At 53.0% G+C, this 17,933-nt stretch carries 14 protein-coding genes and 1 tRNA gene; 1 reads left to right on the forward strand and 14 read right to left on the reverse strand.

Annotated features, from left to right (window positions below; genetic code table 11):
- Nucleotides 1-64: 64 nt before the first annotated feature.
- The 4 genes from A11S_RS10065 to A11S_RS10080 form a co-directional block, all read right to left on the reverse strand.
- Entirely contained in the window at nucleotides 65-1,675 is a 1,611-nt protein-coding gene (locus A11S_RS10065; protein ID WP_015468406.1) for an AAA family ATPase, read from the reverse strand.
- A 120-nt stretch (nucleotides 1,676-1,795) separates the two neighbouring features.
- On the reverse strand, nucleotides 1,796-2,338 hold the full coding sequence (locus A11S_RS10070; protein WP_015468407.1) for a HEPN domain-containing protein: 543 nt from the start codon (nucleotides 2,336-2,338) through the stop codon (nucleotides 1,796-1,798).
- A complete protein-coding gene (locus tag A11S_RS10075; RefSeq protein WP_015468408.1) occupies nucleotides 2,339-3,574 on the reverse strand; it encodes a tyrosine-type recombinase/integrase in 1,236 nt (411 codons plus the stop codon).
- Nucleotides 3,575-3,762: 188 nt separating this feature from the next.
- Nucleotides 3,763-3,836 (reverse strand) — tRNA-Gly (locus tag A11S_RS10080).
- Nucleotides 3,837-3,994: 158 nt separating this feature from the next.
- Here A11S_RS10080 and A11S_RS10085 point away from each other — a divergent pair.
- Nucleotides 3,995-4,822 carry a hypothetical protein gene (locus A11S_RS10085; protein WP_015468409.1) on the forward strand — a complete coding sequence of 276 codons (828 nt, stop codon included), beginning with the start codon at nucleotides 3,995-3,997 and terminating at the stop codon, nucleotides 4,820-4,822.
- Between the two features lie 5 nt (nucleotides 4,823-4,827).
- Here A11S_RS10085 and A11S_RS10090 read toward each other — a convergent pair whose 3' ends face one another.
- The 10 genes from A11S_RS10090 to A11S_RS10135 form a co-directional block, all read right to left on the reverse strand.
- Nucleotides 4,828-5,766, reverse strand: a complete 939-nt coding sequence (locus A11S_RS10090; RefSeq protein ID WP_015468410.1) for a hypothetical protein — start codon at nucleotides 5,764-5,766, stop codon at nucleotides 4,828-4,830.
- Nucleotides 5,767-5,883: 117 nt separating this feature from the next.
- The gene (locus tag A11S_RS10095; RefSeq protein ID WP_015468411.1) at nucleotides 5,884-6,705 is read right to left on the reverse strand and encodes an SAM-dependent chlorinase/fluorinase; all 822 of its coding nucleotides are present in this window, start codon (nucleotides 6,703-6,705) and stop codon (nucleotides 5,884-5,886) included.
- 22 nt (nucleotides 6,706-6,727) lie between these two features.
- Nucleotides 6,728-7,519 (reverse strand): polysaccharide deacetylase family protein, encoded by a 792-nt coding sequence (locus A11S_RS10100; protein WP_015468412.1) that lies wholly within the window; start codon nucleotides 7,517-7,519, stop codon nucleotides 6,728-6,730.
- Complete coding sequence (locus tag A11S_RS10105; RefSeq protein ID WP_015468413.1) at nucleotides 7,520-8,494, reverse strand: glucokinase; 975 nt, start codon at nucleotides 8,492-8,494, stop codon at nucleotides 7,520-7,522.
- Nucleotides 8,495-9,415, reverse strand: coding sequence for a cation diffusion facilitator family transporter (locus A11S_RS10110; protein WP_148285137.1), 921 nt, complete (start codon nucleotides 9,413-9,415; stop codon nucleotides 8,495-8,497).
- Between the two features lie 96 nt (nucleotides 9,416-9,511).
- Nucleotides 9,512-12,592 carry a MexW/MexI family multidrug efflux RND transporter permease subunit gene (locus tag A11S_RS10115; protein WP_015468415.1) on the reverse strand — a complete coding sequence of 1,027 codons (3,081 nt, stop codon included), beginning with the start codon at nucleotides 12,590-12,592 and terminating at the stop codon, nucleotides 9,512-9,514.
- A gap of 72 nt (nucleotides 12,593-12,664) precedes the next feature.
- The gene (locus A11S_RS10120; RefSeq protein WP_015468416.1) at nucleotides 12,665-13,801 is read right to left on the reverse strand and encodes an efflux RND transporter periplasmic adaptor subunit; all 1,137 of its coding nucleotides are present in this window, start codon (nucleotides 13,799-13,801) and stop codon (nucleotides 12,665-12,667) included.
- 207 nt (nucleotides 13,802-14,008) lie between these two features.
- Nucleotides 14,009-15,217, reverse strand: a complete 1,209-nt coding sequence (locus A11S_RS10125; RefSeq protein ID WP_015468417.1) for a response regulator — start codon at nucleotides 15,215-15,217, stop codon at nucleotides 14,009-14,011.
- Nucleotides 15,218-15,233: 16 nt separating this feature from the next.
- Nucleotides 15,234-15,626 carry a response regulator gene (locus A11S_RS10130; RefSeq protein ID WP_041802709.1) on the reverse strand — a complete coding sequence of 131 codons (393 nt, stop codon included), beginning with the start codon at nucleotides 15,624-15,626 and terminating at the stop codon, nucleotides 15,234-15,236.
- Nucleotides 15,623-17,833: an ATP-binding protein gene (locus tag A11S_RS10135; RefSeq protein ID WP_015468419.1), complete on the reverse strand. Its 2,211-nt coding sequence runs from the start codon at nucleotides 17,831-17,833 to the stop codon at nucleotides 15,623-15,625. Before A11S_RS10135 ends, A11S_RS10130 begins: the two co-directional genes overlap by 4 nt.
- Nucleotides 17,834-17,933: the final 100 nt, after the last annotated feature.

Here is a 17,933-nt window from a genome sequence, read left to right on the forward strand (position 1 = left end):
AGACACTTAATGTCTTTCAAAAAAAGAGAAGAGGGCTCTTACCATAGCCCTGACAGCACCAAAACTAATTTCCAAAGATATCATTCTTAAGCTCGTCATATATCGCCATGCCCGGTTTTATTAGAGGTGAAAGCGTAGAACGCATAAAAGCCTTTGCATTATTCCCCCCTGAAGTTATCTGAAGAATTCTTTTAGTTTCGGTATATATTTTGCCAGATGCGCTTTTGATATCATCTGGAGGATTTCCTCTTGTTGCGCTCTCCTGAACTGCTTGCTGTTTAGCGTCCAAAACAGCAGGAGTTTGTGTAGGCTGCCCTAAGGAATCACATAAAGCTGTCAAAATTTCATCATCAAACAAATAAGATTCCAGATGTCTTCTGGAGAGAACTCTCACTCCTTGGCGCTCATAATCCTGTATGTCTTGCGGTGAATGATCATCTCGATCAATCATCCTCACAATTTCAGATCCTCTTGATAAGGCTTCAATTGCACCAATTAAGGCATGTTTATCTCCGCTTACGTCATGGGCATTGCCGCCAGCAATAAACTTTGTATCTGGGAACTCTTCTGAGAAAATTGCATTCAGGCATTGTGCGTCATGTTCGACATTCGGGCCAAATGCTGTACCACGCGGAACCCCTTCACATATTACTATTCTTTGCGGAGAAATTAACTCCGCTAAATCATCCAAGGCGACATGTAACACTGATTCCCAAAATGCTCTATTAGGTTGCACAGGTGAAATAGTTACTGGGTTATCAAAATCATTGTTATCGAAGTCTAGGAAAACCACTTGATCCGGATGTTGTATAGATAAGTCTCTGGCCTTTCTCATCATCCCTATTGAATGTGTCGATAACCAAAGCTGGGATTCTTGCCCGGTAAGACGAAATAACTCGCCTAACAACGCTCCCTGTAATCGCGTATTCATATGCAATTCAGGTTCATCTATGCAGAAGATCGTATTATTATAATCTCTGCTTTTTACGACCATATCCAAGATAAGATCGAAAGCAGATTTTTCACCCCCTGATAAATTTTTATAGTCGAACTTTTGGCTTATTCCTTTGGAAAAAAAGAATGTTCCATCTTCCAGTGGATCGCCTAGGTCGTTAATATTTAGATCAGGAAAAACATTCTGAATCGACGCTCTTATGTCGCCAATTACATGCTGTCGGAACTCAGCTATTGTTCTATTTTCATCAAAATCCACAAACGCATCTTTAAAAGCTTGTGATGCAAGGCGCTGGTAGTTCTTACCTACGGCTGCATCATTTTCAAAAAGATGATGAAAGCGGTTTTCATCTAGCTGAGATCCAACTCTTTGCAAGTTATCCATTCTAAATTGCGGATCATTTCTGTATGCTGTGCGAACATATAAAGCTTTTTTTCGTTCGTCAGTTTGAGTTGGCTCTTGCCCATGCAGAGTTACCTTTACGGCTTGCTGTAAATTCAAAACCGTACCGCTTCCTTGTTTGACATGATAATCTAGCAACCATCTTTCTCCTTGCCCCTTCCAATTTTGATGCCATGATTTTAAACCATCGAATAACGAGGATTTTCCACAACCATTTGGCCCTGCAATAATTACAAGCTTTGCCGTCTCAGGAATATTATCGATAGTTAAGTCCGTAAAACGTTTGAAATGTTTAAGCTCTATTTTCTTTATTTTCATTACAAGACTCTCTTCAAAAATATTTATTTATATTCCAAAATTTTTTGGAAATTCTCTCAGAACAAATAACTTACTCTGCCCTCATTATCATGCTATGTGCGCTAAAAAATGCCCCCTAGACTATGCTAGAGATCGTATTCGCGCAATATCAGCAATTGATTTAACGGCCTCTATAAAAATTAGAGCAAACCATTCTTCATACTGTAACGCTGTACTTTCATGAGAATAACGCCATTTTTCAAAACCATTGCTTATTGCGGTTAATTGATCAATGAACCCATCATAGGCAGTGTAGTCCTTAGAAAATCTCCTTACAGAAAGAGCATTGCCTCTCGCAACAAAAGGGTTCTGGTTAATCGATTTATGGGCGTAAACATCATGTTTTACATTCTCCGGAAGCTTCTCATAAAGCCTCAGAATATTGTGACCGCGTGGTGCTTTACCATTAAGAACGAAGTGAAGGTCTTTAATATAAAGCTCAACAGCGAAAGCTAAGCATACAACGCTTGGACTCATTGTGGGAAACGAACCAAAAGCTTTTCCACTTAATCTTGGCTTTCCTCCAGACCTCTGCATTTCCTCGAATGAAGCCGTGTTATGCTCGCTTAGTACGCGATAGGCGTTAAAAAAATCATCTGCCTGAAGTCGTATTTTTATATCCATTTATGCGTCCATCATCTTTTTAAAGTTTCCTGTCACTATATTCCCCGCCGTAGCAACCTCATCAAGGTAATCCGCCCATTCACCCATCATCTTCCGGCGTTCATCCAAGAATTGGGCGCGATCATACGCACGATCTATCTTGTTCCGGTGAGCATGGGCAAGCTGCCTGTCCACAACTTCATGCCGATAACCCAGTTTTTCCTTGATGTTCGACATAGCGAGAGCGCGGAAACCGTGTCCTGTCATGCGTTTCTTGTAACCCATACGCCCTATAGCAAACAGAATAGTATTATTGCTCATAGGGTCTTTTGGACGGACTTGGCTAGGAAATACCCACGGCGTAGTGAGGTGTTCCGTTTCTTTCTTTTGCTCTTTAAGAATCTCAATCACCTGCCGTGAGAGAGGCACGATATGAGGGTTACGCATTTTCATACGCCAGCCGGGGATTTCCCATGTCGCATTTTCAAGGTCGAACTCGTCCCATGTCGCGTTAATCAATTCACCCGTCCGGACAAAGGTCAGCATCAGGATTTTGATGGCACGGCGCGTGGTGGCAAACAATCTGGCCTCATTGCGTTCTAGCTTTTCAAGAAACTCCGGCATTTCCTTAATATCCAAACAGGCATAGGAGGTCGTTTTGTTGACTTTAAGCGCACCTTTCAAATCAGCCGAAGGATCACGCTGGCAACGGCCTGTAGCAATCCCATACCGAAATACCTGACCGGAAATCTGTTTCACCCGCGCCGTGACATCCAAAGCCCCTCTTGCCTCGATCCGCCGCAAAACGCTCAATAGCTCCGGAGCGTCGATATCAGCAATTGGTCGATTTCCAATATATGGAAATATATCAACCTCCATCCGGCGCGTGACATTTTGGGCATGAGTAGATGTCCATCGAGCCAATTGTTTCTCATGCCACTCCAAAGCAACAGCCTTGAAGGTATTTTCGGCATTCCGGATCGCCTCGCGCCTATGGGCCTGCTTCGCATTTGAGGGATCAACGCCCTGCACAAGCTGCTTCTTGGCCCTCTCCCGCCCGTCACGGGCATCCGCAAGAGAGACGATGGGATATGCCCCTAGCGAAATCCGCTTTTCCTTACCCAAGAAACGGTACTTCAAACGCCAGAGTTTGCTGCCGTTCGGCGTTATCTCAAGAAATAGGCCGCCCCCATCAAACAACTTGTAGGATGATTCTCTAGGTTTTGCGGCCTTACATGTCTTATCTGATAGCTTCATCTTGCCCCCATTTTTTAGGTCTTCTTGCCCCCATCCTTGAGGAAATACCCCCAAAGCTGCCCCCGAATTGCGCGATTGCTGGCGAACGATAGAATTTTACCACGAACAAAAAACGCAAATGTAAACCCTTATTTGCAAGGGTTTAGCATACGCCTGTGAATGGTGATGAATGTCTGCGAGGGATAAAATGGAGCGGGTGAAGGGAATCGAACCCTCATAGCCAGCTTGGAAGGCTGGAGCTTTACCACTAAGCTACACCCGCGCTCCGATTGGATGGTCCATATCTAAAGCACGAAGGGGCAAAAATCAAACCGAAATCCACGGTTTTCCGCCCTTTCCGCCGAGCACGGCCCCAATTAACAGAATCATAAAGCTTTTCGCCCACAATTCCCCTGAAGAACAGTGAGGATTGTGCCCGCGATGGCCGATGAACCAACACCCAATCCAGACACCAATACAGCGCCGGAGCAGCCCCTGAAACCCGTGGGCAAGGCCGGGAAGATCATTGCCCCGACGGCGACGCAATCGGGCGCGGGGGTGGCGTGGAATAACGGCACCGCGACCTATGCCGGCAGTGACGGCAAGGACATGTTCAACGGCAGCGAAAAGGACGATATTTTCCTGTCCAACGGATCAACCAAGAACGCCGACCCGTCCGACCCGGGGCGCGACCGTGAAACCATGAATGGGCACGCGGGCCATGACGTGGCCGTCCTGCCCGGTTTCCGTGAGGATTATAAGGCGGTGATGCCGCACGCCACCCAATATCCATCCGCCAGTTCCCCGGCATGGGAAAACACCGACACGCTGTATGGCCGCGTCATCGCGCTGGAAAATATTCACACCGGCGAAAGTTACGTGATGAGCAATGTCGAATCCGTTGTGTTCGACAAAGGCGATCCGTTCGCCAACCCGAAACAGGCCGTGCAAAACCTGCCCGAAAAGATTGAAAGCGGCGCGATGCAGAGCGTCAGCACACAGGAATTACATTTACAGGCCCAGGCCGATTTATCACCCGCCGAACAACGCGCCGCCAAAATCGCCGCCACCCGCGAATGCGCGCAAGAGGTGGCCGGGCAATATAAAATGGGCATGGGGGTTGAGGGCATGATCAATATGGCCGACACGGTCGTGCAGAAACTGGATCAAAGCGGAATCGAGGTTGATAACCGCAAGCCACCGGAACCAGACCAGCCGACATCCAACGTCACGCAACGCGCTTTTGCGATGGATATAAAGCCGATGTAGGCCTTTCAGCGCTTCAACACCGGAACCGCGCGGCCATCCTTGTGATAGTCACACAACACCCCACCCGCAACGGTGACAGCCTTCAGATAATCGAAATAGGATTTCACCGTCGCATAGGTCCGCGGGTAATGGCGGGACAGGTTGCTGCCCCCCTGGCCTGAGGCTTCGGCCCATAATTCTGCGAACACTTCGCGGCGCAGGCGTTGGCCTTCATCCTGTTTGCCGCCAATGCGGATGGGCATGTAATAATCCAGCGCCACCACATCGGGTTTTGTGCTGCGGATATGGCGCAAATCTTCGGCAATGGCGTTGCGATAGTCGCGGCGATCCGTCAAACGGCCATCGGCACGGGCCGCGCCATTTTTAAAACTGTAATTGCCAAGGATATCATCAATCATATGCCCGGTTTCATGGTTGGCGATGCGAACGCCGCGCGCGGGCTCTTCAAAAAATCCGATGGAGCGGTATGTGCCATTTTTATTTTTCCGCACATCGGCCAGCATAAAGGGGAAATACAGACGGCGTTCATACTCCAGATACAGCCCCGGCGTGGTGTAGCCATTGGCCGCATGTTTGCGCGACGGCAGTGATTCCGCCAGCCCGTACCGCGACCATACAAACACGCCGCCGTCATTATAGGTCAGGGCTTTGGTATGGTGCGGAATAGTCGCGTAAATTTTATCGGCGCGCGCGTGCATTTTGGCATCGAAGTGCGCCGATTGCATGACGAAGGTCAGCCCCTTCGTCCGGTATTCCGGCGCGGGATCAAGACCGGAGGTCACGGGGATAATCGCCGCCCGGCGCTGCATTTCCTGCACCGTGCAGGATGCGCCGAGCCGTTGCACCAGCGCATGATGGTCAAAGCTAGCGGCCAGATCGGTCGCTTGCGCCGATGCCATCCCCAAACCGGCCACCGCCGCGTAAAAGAGTTTTGTGAGCGTCATGGATTGTCCCCGTTCGTCTTTTTCTTATAAGCCGGACGCTACACCGCCACGCGCGGCGGGTGCAAGAACAAAGAAAAAGCCGCTGAAATCAGCGGCTTCCCCAATATTGTGCGGCGGTTATGAGCGCCAGTTCACCTTGATCCCGCCCGGCGGGCTGCCGAAGCTTTTCGAGGCGTTCCCGCCACGTTTAACCATTTCCGCAAACTCCATGCGACTGCCATCCGGCAGGTCCCAGCCCGAGCTGCCCTTGGCCAGGCAATATTCACCATCGGCCACGGCGAAAATGCCCGTGCCAACCATGGCCACCTGTTCCCGGCCATTGATTTCCACGGTGACTTTTTCACCGTGATGGGCATCCAGATCCTTTGGATCGATCGAGCATTTCAAATTGCCGTAGCCATCGGTGTACACAACCGCATTTTTCGGCAGCGCGTCCGGCACCGTATGCGTCACATCATCACCCAGCAGGCTTTCATCCCCGCGCGCAATCGCGCCCACGGCCACCGGGAAATTATCGCGGGACCGGAATTGCGACCCCGCCGCCGAAACCTTGATCAGGCGAATGGAATCGGTAAACGGTTTGATCAGGGCCAGGGAATAGCCGCTGTTCACCGCAACGATCCGCACGCCGTTTTTCAATTTGGCGTAGACCAGCCCTTCGCCTTCGTTATCGACGCGGGCTTGGGCCTTGTCCTTGCGCGGGGCCGTGTTGACGTAGAAAATATGGCGGTCGCCCAGCGGCGAATTCACCGCCAGCTGCGCCAGCATAAAACCCGTGGCAATCGTGTCGAAGACGGGGACCGATGACAGGCGCACGCTGAAATGCGCATCCGGAATATCCATCAATTGCGCATCCAAACGGTCGGAGACCTCGGCAAAGGCCATATCACCCAATTGACCGTAGTCACCAATGACCCGTACGAAATATTGCTTTGTCATGTTTGCACCCTTTGTTGCGTATTTAGATTTCGAATTTAAATCCACGGTCCAGCATATGGTCCACCAAAGCCAGCGTGTCATCAATAATATCGGCCTGGTCATGCGCCAGAATGATATGCGCCGTGTCGGTGCGTTGCAGCCACGGATCGTTATCAATCTTGGCCTTCAGATCATCCAGCGTTTTATAGGGCCAATTGCCCTTGTGCCGCGGCGTGATCATCCAATCCGATGTAGAGAAGGTAAACATGGCGTCAATCGCCTGCCCCATTTCGGTATCGCGATACCACGGCAGGGAAACATTGTTAAAGGCGGGTTTGGTAAAGCCGTTCGACTTCAACCATAATTGCAATTGCGCCTTTTTCCCCTTGGCTTCTTCACTCGGCGGGTCCATGGACACGTTCAGGCCATCAGCAAAAAGCTTGATCAAAATATCCCGGTGTTCGTCGGGAACCTTTTGAAAATCGACAACCCATCCACCCGTACCGCGATCCATGTGCGGAAAGCGGAAATAGCGCGGCCATGTATCCATACCCGCATCGGCCCAGCATTGGTCCAGCAATTTTTGCGTGGCCGTGATTTCGGCCGTGATGTCTTCAAACGAAATCTGGCTGGACCGGCGGTGGTTATAGGCGTGATTGGCCGCCACAAATCCCTTTTTAATCGCCCGCGTAACCGACGCCGGGTTCTTTTCCAGCAAGTCGCCGCGGCAGAAAAAGATTGCCGGCACGCCCGATGCCTCCAGCGCATCCACCATGTCATCCATACGGGATGACGGGGAATCATCAATCGTCAGATACGCAATACGCTCGGTCATTTATCCATTCTTTCTGTGATTGCGATCCATCGCAATCAACCCACGCAGGGCGATATACGGATCATTCACGATAAACACGGGTGTTTTGTCCAGGTCGGCCTTCACCGACGGCGCGGGCTTCAGGGTCATAAAGTCCAAAACGCGCGCATGATCAAACAAACCCTTTTCATACAAACGGGCCGTCAGGCCACCATCCAGATATAATCCGCCATACGCCTCCAGCGTAATGGCAACATTGTGCATGAACATCCCCAAAAATTCATGGAACAGACGCAACGTTTCAACCACCGCCGGATTATCCGCGTAATCCAGTATATTGGCGGCATTGTCCAGCGGCAGCGGATCATCGCCATTCATCTGGCACACGGCGCGGTACAGGGTGGGCAAACCACGGCCACTGACCACATCCTCAACAATAACCATGCGGTCATGGCCATTCAACCGCCCGACCAGTTCACAAATCAAATGGTGTTCATCGGTCAAACATGCGGCCATCATATGGCCACCATGCGTCCCTTGCACCCGCCAGCGCCCATGATCCAGCGGCAGCGCATAGGCCAGCCCCAACCCCGTTCCCGGCCCCAGAATGGCGCGCGGATAATGATGGTCGGATTGCGCCCCACGAACGACATGCAACGCATGATCGGGCACACAGGTCATCCCCCAGGCGGACGCCGCGAAATCATTGATGACACCGTCCAGCACCATGCCACGTTTACGCAGGGCCGCGGGGTCAATCGCCCACCCCTCATTGTTGAAGAACCGGTAAACCCCATCCCCCGTATCATTTGCAGCGGCAGCAACAGCGACAGAATCCGGATCATGGATATCCGTTTCCGTACAATAAAATTCAACCGCATCATGCAAATCGGAAAAATTGGATACCGCATAACGACGCGGATCAACCGGGTCACGCCCACCGTTATCCTGAGCCAAGCGAATATGCGTCCCGCCAATGTCACAAATCACGCGCATTTAATGGTGTACCCCCGGAACGGAATGGCGGCTGTCATCAATATCGCCGAGTGGGTCCATATGGATCATAACCTCCGCATTCGGAAATTCACGGACCAATGCAATTTCAATGTCGCGCGTAATGTCGTGCGCGTGCATCAATTTCATATCCGGGTCCAATTCGACATCGAAATAAATGTAAATCTGCATACCCGATGCGCGGGTGCGCAAATCATGGATACCGTGGATGCGCGGTTCGGCGCGGATGATTGCCTCAATCCGCGCGCGTGTTTCGCGCGGCAATTCGCGGTCCAGCAACATATCAATACCCTGCCGCCCGATCCCCCAGGCCAGCCAGCCCAGCCACCCGGCCACACCGAGGGCAAAAACCGGGTCAATCCACCACGGCCCGCCCATCGATTGCACGGCCAGCGCCGCAATCACCCCGCCATTCACCACAATGTCGGATGAATAATGCGCCCGGTCCGCCTGCACCGCCAGCGACGGGGCGGCCCGCAAAATATGGTTTTGAACCATCACCAGCCCAATGGAGAGTACAATCGCAATCGCCATAACGATAATGGCCACGCCATGGGCCTGAATATCCTGCGGCTCGGCCAGGCGGCGCACCGATTCCAGCGCCAGAAACACCCCGGCCCCGGTAATAAACGCGGCCTGAATCAACGCGGCCAGCCCCTCGACCTTGCCATGACCATGGCGGTGGTTCTTGTCGGCAGGCAACAGGGAAATATGAATGGCCAGCGCATTCATCGCCGACACAACCGCATCGGACAAAGAATCGATCAACGAGGCCAGGATACTGACCGATCCGGTCATTAACAGTGCAATTGTTTTGATAATGATCAGCACACTGACCGTCACGATCGAGGCGATCGCGGCGTGCATGGCGCGTTTAGGTTGGTAAATCGACGTTTCGGTCATGACCCGTGCAGGATGCCATGATTTGCGCCCCTGTTCCAGACGGGCACGAAAAAAGGGGCGGATTGTACCCGCCCCTTTCGTCAAATTCTTATGGGATTATTCCGCGTCAACCGCCGCCAATTGCTGGGCCCGAACGGATTTGGACGCCGCGCGGTGATCTTTTGCCAGAATCGTGTACACGGACGGCAACACGAACAAGGTGAACAGCGTCCCGATCAACATCCCGGCCACAATCACCACGCCGATGGAGAAGCGGCTGGCCGCCCCGGCCCCATCGGCCAGAACCAGCGGGATCAGACCCACAACCATGGCCGCCGTCGTCATCAAAATCGGACGCAGACGAACACGGGCGGCTTCCTCAATCGCGGCGCGGCGGTCCAGATCATGTTCCACCTGGGCCTTGTTCGCGAATTCGACCATCAAAATACCGTGCTTGGAAATCAACCCGACAAGGGTAATCAAACCAATCTGGGTATAGATGTTCATGGTCGCAACGCCAAAGAACAATGGCAACAACGCCCCGGACATCGCCAACGGCACCGTCATCATAATAACCAGCGGGTCACGGAACGATTCAAACTGCGCCGCCAGCACCAAGAAAATGGCGATGATGGCAAATCCGAACGTGATGTAAAGCTGGCTGCCTTCGTTCACGAACTGACGGGAATCGCTCATCCAGTCATAGCTGAACCCCTTGGGCAGAATTTCGTCCGCCTTTTGTTGCAGGAACGCGACAATATCGCCCATCGCCACACCCGGCATCGGAATGGCCGAGAAGGTGGCGGAGTTCAACTGGTTAAACTGGACCAGCTTGTCCGGCGAGGATTTCATGCTGACACTGGCGACCGTCGACAGGGGCACCATATCGCCATTGCCCGCCCGGACGTAATATTGCGTCAACGATTCCGGCGTAATCCGGTCGGCACGCGGCACCTGCGGAATAACGTCATAGGAACGCCCATCAAGGTTAAAGCGGTTCACATAGTTTTCACCCAGCATCAGCGCGAATGTATCACCGATATCACGCATGGTGATGCCCAGCTGGTTCGCCTTGTTCCGGTCAATCGTGATTTCCACGACCGGGGTGTTAAAGTTCAAGTCGGAGTCGGTCATCATGAACATGCCGCTTTCGGCTGCGGCCTTCTTCAGATCCTCCATCACGCGATAAACGGTTTCATACCCTTCGGTCGAGCGGATAACCATTTGCACCGGCATACCGCCCGTGGACCCCGGCAGAGCCGGCAGAGAGAACGTGAACACCAGCTCACCGTCAATCGCACCCACCTGCTGTTGGATATCCTGTTGAATTTGCGATGCGGACCGATCCCGTTCAGACCAGTCTTTCAACAACATGCCACCAAAGCCGTTGCTGGGCCCGTCGGTCCCGACAAGAACGAAAGTCGAGCTCACTTCCGGAACGGCGCGGAAAATCTTTTCCACTTCACGGCCGAACGCCATGGAATAATCAAGGTTGGCATATTGCGGCGCCTTGGTCGCGGTCAGCACAATACCCTGGTCTTCTTCCGGGGCCAGCTCGCTGCGCGCGCCACCGAACAACAGGCCCAACGACAGCAAAATGCAGAAGCCAAAGAACAACGTCACCGGACGGAATTCCAATGTCCCGTGCAAACGGCGGGCATAAAAACGCTCCAGCTTGCTGAACGTTGCATCCACCTTGCGCGCGAACCATGTTTCGTTCATGCCGTGTTTCAGCAAAACCGAACACATCATCGGCGACAGCGTCAACGCGACGATACCGGAAATAATAACGGCCCCGGCCAGTGTAAAGGCGAATTCCTTAAACAACGACCCCGTGACGCCGCCCATAAAACCAATCGGGGCATACACCGCCGCCAGCGTAATGGTCATGGCGATAATCGGGCCCACGATTTCACGCGCACCCTGAATGGCCGCCTGAACCGGGGTTTTGCCTTCTTCAATATGACGGAACACGTTTTCCACGACAACAATCGCGTCATCCACCACCAGACCAATGGCCATCACCATCGCCAGAAGCGTCAGCAGGTTAATCGAGAAGCCCAGCGACAACATCAAAAACGCCGCACCGATCAACGACAGCGGAATGGTCACAATCGGGATAATAACCGAGCGGAACGTGCCCAAGAACAGGAAGATCACAACCATAACAATCGCCATGGCTTCGATCAGAGTCTTTTGCACTTCATGAATGGCGGCGTTAATGAAGATGGTCACGTCAAACGGAACAGCCACCTCCATCGACGGCGGCATGGTTTTCTCCAATTCCGGCAACATCGCACGCACTTCCTTGACGATGTTCAGCGGGTTACCGGTCGGGGTCGCGTTCACACCGATATAGACGGCGCGTTTGCTGTCCATCAACGCGGCCTGGTCATAGTTTTGCGAGCCCATTTCAATGGTGCCAATATCACGCATCCGCACGATCGACCCATCGACGGTCTTCACAACCATATTGCGGAATTCTTCAACATCAACCAGGTCGGTGTTGGTTTCGATGTTGGTGATGATATAGCTGCCCTTCATCTGACCGGGCGCGGATTGATAGTTGTTGGCCTGAATCGCCTGCGCCACGTCCGATGCGGTGATGTTACGCGCCGCCATTTTCTGCGGGTCCATCCAGATCCGCATGGCCAGCGTCTGTCCGCCGATCACGTCGGCGGATGCAACACCTTCAACCGTCGCCAGCATCGGCTGGATCACACGAATCAGGTAATCGGTAATGGCCGATGTCGGCAATTCGTCGCTGGCAAAGCCCATATACATGATGGCCGATACATCGCCAGTGGACTTCAAAATGATCGGATCGTTCGATTCCTGCGGAATCAGATATTTCACCTGGTTCAGCTTGGCCTGAATATCGACCATCGCCTTGTCCGAATCCGAATTCAGACGCAAGTGTGCCGCCACCGACGACCGCCCTTGGGACGAGCTGGACACCAGATATTCAACCCCTTCGGCCGTTGCAATCGCCTGCGCGATTGGCGTGGTCACGAAACCCTGCATCAATTCCGGTGACGCGCCGGGATAACTGGTCGTCACGGTAATAACGGCCTGTTCAATTTCCGGATATTGGCGAATGGGCAAATCAAAAGCCGCACGCAGACCGACAAGCAGGATCAGGATGCTGACCACAACGGCCAGAACCGGGCGTTTGATAAAAATATCGGTGAAAACCATGGTCTTTCCCGTTTCTTTGAAATCTGGAAGAGGGTTACGCACCCGCGCCCTATCCGGCGCGGGCTGGATTGATTATTCCTTGCGATCGCTGTTTTCGTTGGCCTTGGTCGTTTCGGCCAGCGTGTCCTTGGTCGCGATGGTCACGGCACCGCCGGAGGTCAGCTTCAACTGCCCACCTGTCACGACACGGTCGCCTTCGCTCACGCCTTCAAGCACGACCACCTCGCCCTTGTAACGGGTGCCGGTTTTGACGTATTTGCGTGTGGCGGTCAGGATCGGTTCGCCGGATTCATTCTTGCTCTCGGTCACGATATAGACGGAGTCACCATAGATGGTGAAGTCGATCGCCGTTTCCGGCAGGATCACTTGATCCGCGCCATCGGGCAACAGCACCGTTGCGCGGGCGAACATACCCGGCTTCAACTTGCCCTCTTCATTGCCCAAAATGGCCTGCACCTTCACGGTACGGGTTTCATCGCCAACCTGCGGTTCAATCGCGTTGATTTTCGCAATGAACACATCCGCCGGATACGCATCAACGCGCAATTCCACCGCCTGTCCAACGGCAATATCGGCCAGCGTCTGTTCCGGCAGCGTAAAGTTCACGAACAATTCGGACAGGTCCGTCAGCGTCACAATCGCATCACCGGGGTTCAGATATTGACCCAAATTGACCTGACGTATCCCCAGCACACCATCGAATGGCGCGCGAATCTGTTTCTGGCGGATCACGGCCTCGGTCCGGGCGATACCGCCTTCGGCTTCGTTCAACTCGGCACGGTCGCGGTCAACGGTCGACCGGGTGGACGCCACGTCGACCAGTTTGCTGGACCGGGTCAAATTTTGCTGGGCCAATTTTGCCTGGGCCTGGAAGCGGGTCAGATCGCCCTTGTCCGGTTCATCATTCAGTTGCACCAGCAAATCACCCGCCGCCACCAGCACGCCGGCCTCGAATGTAATGTTGGTCACGCGACCACCCACTTCCGGGGATACGGTGACCTGACGCACGGCTTCCAATGTGCCGATGCCATCCAGGGTCCGGGTGACGGGTTTTTTATCCGCCGTAACCACCACGACCGGGGCCGGGGGTTGTTGCGACATCATGGCCAGAAACTGGCCCATCATCTTCTTCTTGAACATGTCGAACCCGACCAGTCCCCCGAACAGGATACCGACCAAAATCAGGACGATGATGAAACGCTTTGCCATGATAATACCCTTTGCCTTTGTATACGCGAGCGCACGTGTGGTTCACGCCCACCTTGTATATAAACTGTGTGGTTTAGTCTACTTGATTCGCCAGACGCGCACCAGATCCGGACTGACCGCCGGTCAAAATGCTGAAATTCCTATGCAATATTCTTGCCAAGGCGAAAAGCCACCACGGCACTGAGATATGACAAATATTAAACTTGTCTATCCCTGCCCGGATTCCGTCCCCGCAACCCCGGTTTTCAAGACTCGCAGGGTCCGCGCAATCAGGTCATCGGGCATAAAGGGCTTGGCGACATAATCCTGCGCCCCGGCTTCCATCCCGCGGTCAATATCGCGCTGGTCCTTGTGACCGCTCAGCATAATGACGGGAATGTCGGCCGTCGCCGTGTTGGACCGCACCCGTTTAAGCAGGGAGATCCCATCCACCTCTGGCATCATCACGTCCAGAATGATCAGGTCGGGCGCATTGGTCCGGATAATGTCGAACGCATCCTTGCCATCGCCGGCCAGCACGACCTTGAAACCACGATTACGGAACTTGCTTTCCAGCAATTGCAGAATCAGCGGATCATTATCCGCAATCAAAACCGTATAACGGCTGGCATCCAGAATTTTTTCCACGCGCGACACCAGATGATCCGGGTCGAACGGTTTGACCACATAATCAATCGCACCCGAATGCAGCGCACCGACAACATCCTGTTGCTGCGCCCGCCCGGTCAGCATGACCACAGGAACATCGACATAGGCGGGATCCTGTTTCAAACGGCGCAAAACCTCATGCCCGCTTAAACCCGGCATCATAATATCCAGAATAATCAGATCGGGCACGCCCTTCTGGCATTGCGACAAGGCGGCCTTGCCATCGCGGGCATTGATGACGTGAATACCTCTCTGCACCAGCTTTAACGCCAGCATCTGGCTCAGGCTTTCATCGTCATCAACGATCAGGACGTTCAACACTTCCTTCACATGCCCATCCCGGGCAGCGCTCTGATCCTTGGGTATTGTCGGACCGTCGCCGCCTTTATTGACGGCGTTGCGGCATGTGCCCTGCAAAACCTTCATCAGCATTTCAAACTCGGGATAGGATTCATCATCCATCGTGCCGTCATCGGGCATGGAACGGATCAGACGATCCAGAAAGACATCCGCCTTGCGTCCAGCATCGCTGACCGCCGAAAATCCGAACGTCGCCCCCGACCCCGACATGCCGTGCGCCAACATCTGGGCGCGCAATAAATCATCCTTGGTCAACGGGCTCAACTGGCGTTGCGCCAGAATGTTATCAATCGCTTCCACCGATTTTTCGAGACGGCGGATATATTCGTATAAAAGCTTTTGGTACGTTTCCTCATACGAGGGACGTTTGACCATTTCAATATCGTCGGGATTATGCTGATTCGTCATATCTATTGATCTCTATCTATTCATGAAATTTATTCCAGACATCACGCACTTGATCCGCCAGCGTCATGGGATCGAACGGTTTGGCAATAACCCCCGCCGCGCCCAAACGCATCAAATCTGAAACTTCTTCCGGACGTATCTTGGCGGTCATAAAGGCCACCGGTATCGTCGCCAAATCCGGATCGGCGCGCAGGGCCGCAAAGGTTTCCGGCCCATCCATATCCGGCATCATTACATCCAGCAGGATCATTTGCGGCGGGCTGGACCGCGCGGAATCCAATCCATCGCGCCCGCAACAGCACACTGTCACAGTCATACCGCCGACCATTTCCAGGGCCATCTGGGCCACGGTGCGGATATCCTCTTCGTCATCTATATATAAGATATGTTGCAGAGGGGCGTTTGTCATTTTTTCCATCCCGTCACGGTATTTTCAGTTTCACCCAGCAGGGTCTTAATAATCTCGATCATTTCCGATTCCGGCGTGCGTGCTTTAACCAAACAGGCCGCCGCCAGAGGTTTGATGTCATCCGGAATATCATAGGCGGAAATCACAACGATCGGACATTTGTCCTTATGTTTTATATGATCCAGCAACGACAACCCGCTGCCATCGGGCAAGCGCAGGTCCAGAATAATCAAATCGAAATCGCGCCGATCGATCATAATATCGGCATCGCGCAATGTACGGGAGTTGCGCACCACGATTTGCGGTTCCAGACCGCTGCGAATAACACGATAAAAATCAGGATCATCTTCAACGTGAAGGACGGATTTTTTCAACTGATCCACCAGCGGATCCTCATCCTCCACCGTGTCGGCAGCATTATAAATTGGCAGTTCGACGAAAAATGTCGTGCCCTGTCCCTCTTCGGTTTCGAAATACATCCACCCGCCCATCCGTTCACACAGCCCCTTGGCAATACTGAGACCAAGGCCCGTCCCGCCCTGCGCCCGTGCATCGGATGAATCTGCTTGCGCGAACTTTTCAAAGATGCGGGACTGGAACTGACGCGGAATACCGGGGCCATGATCGCGTACATGCAGACGAACGCGCGGCCCGTCAATCACATACCCGGCTTCAACCGTGGCCCCGCGCGGTGAAAATTTGATCGCATTTGAAACCAGATTGGATAAAACCTGCTGGAAGCGATGCTGGTCTATCAAAACCGACACTGGCGCAGGCGCCTGGGCCAAGCCCAACTGCACACCGTATTTATCGGCATAACCCTGATTGGCCTCGACCATCTCCTGCAACACCATTCCCACATCGTGCGGAACCATGTTCAATTCCAGCTGGTCTGCTTCCAGCTTGTTCATGTCCAAAATATCGTTGATCAACAAAATCAAACGGTCGGAGTTTTTATAGGCAATATCCACCAATTCCTGTGCCTTTTGTGGCAAAGCCCCGACAACGCCGCCCGCAACCAGGCCCAGCGACCCGCGAATGGATGTCAACGGTGTGCGCAATTCATGGCTGACGGTCGAAACGAACTCGTCCTTCATCCGTTCCATATCTTTGCGTTTGGTGATGTTTTCGACCGAAATAATAATCCCGTCCGATTGGCCGCCCCTCATCGTGCCCCAGGGATGCAATTCCCAACGCGCCCAGATATCGGGGCGACCGGGTTGCGTAATCTTGTCTTCGGCCACGACAACCGTTTCGCCGTTCAGACATTTTTCGACCGCCTTTTTCCAGTCATCGCGCGTTTGCAGATACGGCAGAACGTCTTTCAATTCCATGCCCGTGGCACTGCGATACCAATGGCTGTCAAACTCGCTGGACCATCGGTCGCTGGCAATCACGAATCGTAAATCACGATCCAGCGCCCCGATTGCCGCAGGGGCATGACGGATGAAGGCGCGCAATTGTTCATCGGTTCGTTCGATCCGGCGGCGGTCGCGAATGGCACGTTCCCGGCTGGCCGCCAATCCCCAGAAGGACAGCAACAGCAAAACACCCAAAACAATATTCCCCGCGATCACAAAACGGGAATACGACGCCATGCGCAAATCCGTTTCATGCAGCATCGTCCGCGCAGATTCTTCGCGAATGGCGATCAACCGGGACACCACCGCGCGAATATCGTCCATTGCGGCCTTGCCCTGGCCACTTTTGATGTTCTGAACCGCATCATCAAATCCGCGATCCCGCACCAGGCGCATCGTGTCATTGGTCACCAGACGCTTGCGATCCACCAATGTTCGCAGATCATTCACCAGCGCGAGACTGTCCGCATCATCGGCCAGCTTCTGTTCAAGATTGCGAATTTCATCGACGATATGAGCGGGGGCCACGCTTTGATCGAGGAACGGGGCAGAGACGATCCGGCCATCATCGGCAAAATCCAGTTCATCGACCCGCATGTCATAGAGGTGAAGAAACGGCCCCAGAAAATCCGGATCGCGGGTCAGGATATATCCCCGTTGCCCGGTTTCCATGTCCTGCATCGTGTTCATAAGGTGGTGCAATTCACCGATGACAATATAATCCGCCGTCACGCGCGCATCGGCATTGCGAAAACTGGACCACTGGATATAGGGCAAAACCCCCAGCACATTGACCAGAAGAACCAGAATCAGAAAACCAATAATCGCGTAATATCTGACTTTCACAGCATACTCGTCCGGGGTGGATTTGATTGTGAGAAACGGCCCGATTCTATTTAAGCGGTATTTCGCCTAAGAAAGGATGAAGGAACGGGCTGGGGTATGC

Source organism: Micavibrio aeruginosavorus EPB, assembly GCF_000348745.1.
In the GTDB taxonomy this organism is placed as follows: Bacteria; Pseudomonadota; Alphaproteobacteria; order Micavibrionales; family Micavibrionaceae; genus Micavibrio; species Micavibrio aeruginosavorus_A.

Bases quoted from the DNA above. Each gene is read 5' to 3' on its own strand.
- A11S_RS10065 (WP_015468406.1), bottom strand. From the start codon at position 1,675: ATGAAAATAAAGAAAATAGAGCTTAAACATTTCAAACGTTTTACGGAC.
- A11S_RS10070 (WP_015468407.1), bottom strand. From the start codon at position 2,338: ATGGATATAAAAATACGACTTCAGGCAGATGATTTTTTTAACGCCTAT.
- A11S_RS10075 (WP_015468408.1), bottom strand. From the start codon at position 3,574: ATGAAGCTATCAGATAAGACATGTAAGGCCGCAAAACCTAGAGAATCA.
- A11S_RS10085 (WP_015468409.1), top strand. From the start codon at position 3,995: ATGGCCGATGAACCAACACCCAATCCAGACACCAATACAGCGCCGGAG.
- A11S_RS10090 (WP_015468410.1), bottom strand. From the start codon at position 5,766: ATGACGCTCACAAAACTCTTTTACGCGGCGGTGGCCGGTTTGGGGATG.
- A11S_RS10095 (WP_015468411.1), bottom strand. From the start codon at position 6,705: ATGACAAAGCAATATTTCGTACGGGTCATTGGTGACTACGGTCAATTG.
- A11S_RS10100 (WP_015468412.1), bottom strand. From the start codon at position 7,519: ATGACCGAGCGTATTGCGTATCTGACGATTGATGATTCCCCGTCATCC.
- A11S_RS10105 (WP_015468413.1), bottom strand. From the start codon at position 8,494: ATGCGCGTGATTTGTGACATTGGCGGGACGCATATTCGCTTGGCTCAG.
- A11S_RS10110 (WP_148285137.1), bottom strand. From the start codon at position 9,415: ATGACCGAAACGTCGATTTACCAACCTAAACGCGCCATGCACGCCGCG.
- A11S_RS10115 (WP_015468415.1), bottom strand. From the start codon at position 12,592: ATGGTTTTCACCGATATTTTTATCAAACGCCCGGTTCTGGCCGTTGTG.
- A11S_RS10120 (WP_015468416.1), bottom strand. From the start codon at position 13,801: ATGGCAAAGCGTTTCATCATCGTCCTGATTTTGGTCGGTATCCTGTTC.
- A11S_RS10125 (WP_015468417.1), bottom strand. From the start codon at position 15,217: ATGACGAATCAGCATAATCCCGACGATATTGAAATGGTCAAACGTCCC.
- A11S_RS10130 (WP_041802709.1), bottom strand. From the start codon at position 15,626: ATGACAAACGCCCCTCTGCAACATATCTTATATATAGATGACGAAGAG.